This is a genomic window from uncultured Dialister sp., assembly GCF_900538805.1.
In the GTDB taxonomy this organism is placed as follows: domain Bacteria; phylum Bacillota; class Negativicutes; order Veillonellales; family Dialisteraceae; genus Dialister.
Window position 1 is genome coordinate 1 of the sequence record NZ_UPZP01000149.1, and the last position, 3,263, is coordinate 3,263.

General features: G+C 51.1%; 3 protein-coding genes. All 3 read left to right on the top strand.

What is annotated here, in order from left to right; translation table 11 throughout:
* The first annotated feature begins 143 nt into the window (after positions 1–143).
* The 3 genes from QZQ29_RS09155 to QZQ29_RS09165 all read left to right on the top strand — a co-directional run bounded on the left by QZQ29_RS09155 (position 144) and on the right by QZQ29_RS09165 (position 3,146).
* Positions 144–1,133 (top strand): biotin--[acetyl-CoA-carboxylase] ligase, encoded by a 990-nt coding sequence (locus QZQ29_RS09155; RefSeq protein WP_296962581.1) that lies wholly within the window; start codon positions 144–146, stop codon positions 1,131–1,133.
* 106 nt (positions 1,134–1,239) lie between these two features.
* Positions 1,240–1,809 (top strand): biotin transporter BioY, encoded by a 570-nt coding sequence (locus QZQ29_RS09160; RefSeq protein ID WP_296962583.1) that lies wholly within the window; start codon positions 1,240–1,242, stop codon positions 1,807–1,809.
* A 557-nt stretch (positions 1,810–2,366) separates the two neighbouring features.
* The gene (locus QZQ29_RS09165; protein ID WP_296962585.1) at positions 2,367–3,146 is read left to right on the top strand and encodes a type III pantothenate kinase; all 780 of its coding nucleotides are present in this window, start codon (positions 2,367–2,369) and stop codon (positions 3,144–3,146) included.
* Positions 3,147–3,263: the final 117 nt, after the last annotated feature.

A 3,263-nucleotide genomic window follows, 5' to 3' on the forward strand; every position in this document is an offset into this window, starting at 1 on the left:
CTATTCGCGTCAGCCCATTCCTCGCATTGCATAAAAATTCAAGAATAAAAGCAAACAATGATTTAATCAGCGCTTCCTTAAGGAATCATGATTCCTGGGCATGATGGGAATCGTGCCGATGTTCATATTATGGGAGGCGCTTTATGCGAAATGAAATCCTGGATTACTTCAGGAAGGCCAATGGGGAATTTGTCTCAGGACAGCAGATTTCCAAGGATCTTCATGTTTCCCGCACGGCCATCTGGAAGCACATCAAAGTACTGAAAGAAAGGGGATACATTTTTGAGTCCAGCACCAGGAAAGGGTACCGGCTCATTTATGCGCCCAATCTGCTGACGCCGCTGGAAATCGACAGCGCGCTCCATACGGACACCTTCGGACGCCGTGTGGTGTACATGTCCTCCACCCGTTCCACCAATGAAGAAGCAAAGAAAATCGCCAGGGAAGGGGCGGAAGAAGGTACCATTGTGGTGGCGGAGGAGCAGACCAGCGGCCATGGCCGTTTGACCCGCGGATTTTACAGCCCCTTTGCCAAGGGGGTATGGTTTTCCCTCATTCTCCGTCCGAAATTCTTCCCCATGGAAGCATCGAAATGCACCCTCCTGGCAGCCATCGGTGTGTGCTGCGGTATCCGCCGTCTGGGACTGAAGGACGCCGGTATCAAGTGGCCCAATGATATTCTCTACCATGGTAAGAAAATGGTGGGCATTCTTACGGAAATGTCTGCATCCATGGAAAAAATCGACTACATCATCATGGGCATCGGCATTAATACGGGCATGAAGAAGAGCGAATTCCCGGAAGCCTTCCGTGAGACCTCCACCTCCTTCCTCAATGAAGGCATTGACGTATCCCGCAAGGACCTTCTGGCAGCGGTGCTGGCGGAACTGGAAAAGGAATATCACATCGCCCAGACACAGGGCTTTGATAAGGTACTGGAAGACTGGAAGACCCTTTCCGTCACCCTGGGACAGGAAGTGCGGGTCATTTTCGGAAATGAAAGCTACACAGGCAAGGCCATCGACATTGACAAGGACGGATGCCTCCTGGTGGATACAGGCAAGCATGTGACCCGCGTCATTGCAGGGGATGTATCAATTCGTCCCATTGACGCACCCATTCCAAAGAGATAAGAAATTTGATTTCTTTGAGCGTTTGGAATTCATGTTTCAGCCGTTCCGGGCATTTCACTCTTCATGTCTGATACACGGGCGGTAAAAAAGGAGAAGAGGAATCACTATGGAAAAAGGAAAAATGCATAATATTATCAGTGCGGCAATTTTTGCAGCCATCATGGCGGTGCTGTCACAGTTCACATTCCCCATTGGCCCTGTGCCCATCACACTGCAGAGCTTCGTATGCGCCCTGGCAGGCGGCGTGCTGGGAAGGAAATGGGGAGCCATCTCCATCGGCGTATGGCTCCTTCTGGGCCTTCTGGGCATTCCCATCCTCACCATGGGAAAGGCGGGCGCCGGCATTTTCCTTTCTCCCGTAGGCGGCTACTATCTGGGCTTCGTGGTCATGGCCTGGGTGTCGGGCTTCCGTCTGGCGGAAAAGGGCCATTTCCTCCGTCAGGTATCGTCCGCCGTGCTGGGCCTCATCTGCTGCTACGCCCTGGGCACCATCTGGTTCATGGGCTATTTCCACTTTGGCCTTGGAAAGGAAATGCCCCTGTGGACAGCATTGACACTGACCGTATTCCCCTTCGTGGCCTTTGACCTCATCAAGGTTATTCTTGGCGTCATCTGCGGCACAAGAATCCGCCAGTCCCTGAACCAGGCAGGCTACTATCCTACCATGGAACATTGATGAGTAAAAGTTTCCTGTCCGGCGTGATGCTTTGGTGTTTCCTGTCGGTAAGGAAAACCACAGAGTCAAGTCGGCTAAGAAACTCTTCGCGAATAGTTTCCTGTCGGTAAGAAACACCAAAGCGTCAAGCCGGATAGGAAACCCTTCGCAAATAGTTTCCTGTCGGTAAGAAACACCACAGTGTCAAGCCGGATAGGAAACCCTTCGCAGACAGTTTCTTGCCGGTAAGGAATACCATGGTGACAAGTCGGATAGGAAACCCTTCGCCAACAGTTTCCTGTCGGTAAGGAATACTATGGCGTCAAGTCGGATAGGAAACTAAAAAAGCCGGCGCTTTGCCTGCCGGTTTTTTCTATGCTCTGGATACTATGGATGGGCCTACTCATATATTTTTCTACAAAAATATCTATTATTTGTTATGATTTCCCTTGACAGAACGGGAACTTTGTTGCATTATACACTTGATGAAATTTTAATGGCGCCTCAAGGGCGGCTGGTGGAATGGGATTTCCCCTTTCACGAAGCTCTCTCGGCCGCCTGTTCCGGAGGAGATTCACATGCTTCTTGCTTTTGATGTGGGAAATACGAATATTGTGTGCGGTGTATATAAGGAGAGAAAGCTCATCCGCCATTGGCGGGTGGCCACCGATACCCTGCAGACCGCTGACGGCTATGCAGCCCTTCTGGGCACCCTTTTCCAGTTGAATGGACTGGCTTTCAAGGACGTAGAGGATATCATCATTTCCACCGTCGTTCCGCCTATCATTCCTATCCTGGAAACCATGAGCCAGCGGTATTTCCATACGAAACCCATCATGGTGGGACCGGGCATCAAGACAGGCCTCAATATCCTGTACGACAACCCCAAGGAACTGGGCGCCGACCGTATCGTCAATGCGGTGGCCGCTATTGCGGAATATGACTGCCCCCTCATTATCATCGACATGGGCACCGCTACCACCTTCTGCGTGGTGGACACCAAGGGCAACTACCTGGGCGGCGCTGTAGCACCGGGCATCGGTATTTCCATGGAAGCCCTCTTCCAGCGTGCCTCCAAGCTGCCCCGCATCGAACTGGTGAAAACGCCGAAAATCATCTGCCGCAACACCGTATCCGCCATGCAGGCCGGCATTTACTACGGCTTCGTAGGGCAGATCGATGAAATCGTAAACCGTATCAAGGAAGAGCTGAACGAACCAAACGTAAAGGTCATTGCCACCGGCGGCCTGGCGACCCTCATTGCCAAGTCCTCCAAAACCATTGACGTGGTGGACCCCATGCTTACACTGAAGGGTCTTCTGGTGCTTTACGATAAGAACAAAAATGATAAAAGATAAAATGTAAGACAAAGGCGAATCGGGAAACCGGTTCGCCTTTTTATTGTCTATAGAAAACCCCCGGTTAGACCGGGGGTTCCAAAAAGCTTTAGCGATGAGTCTTTAATGGTTTATAAA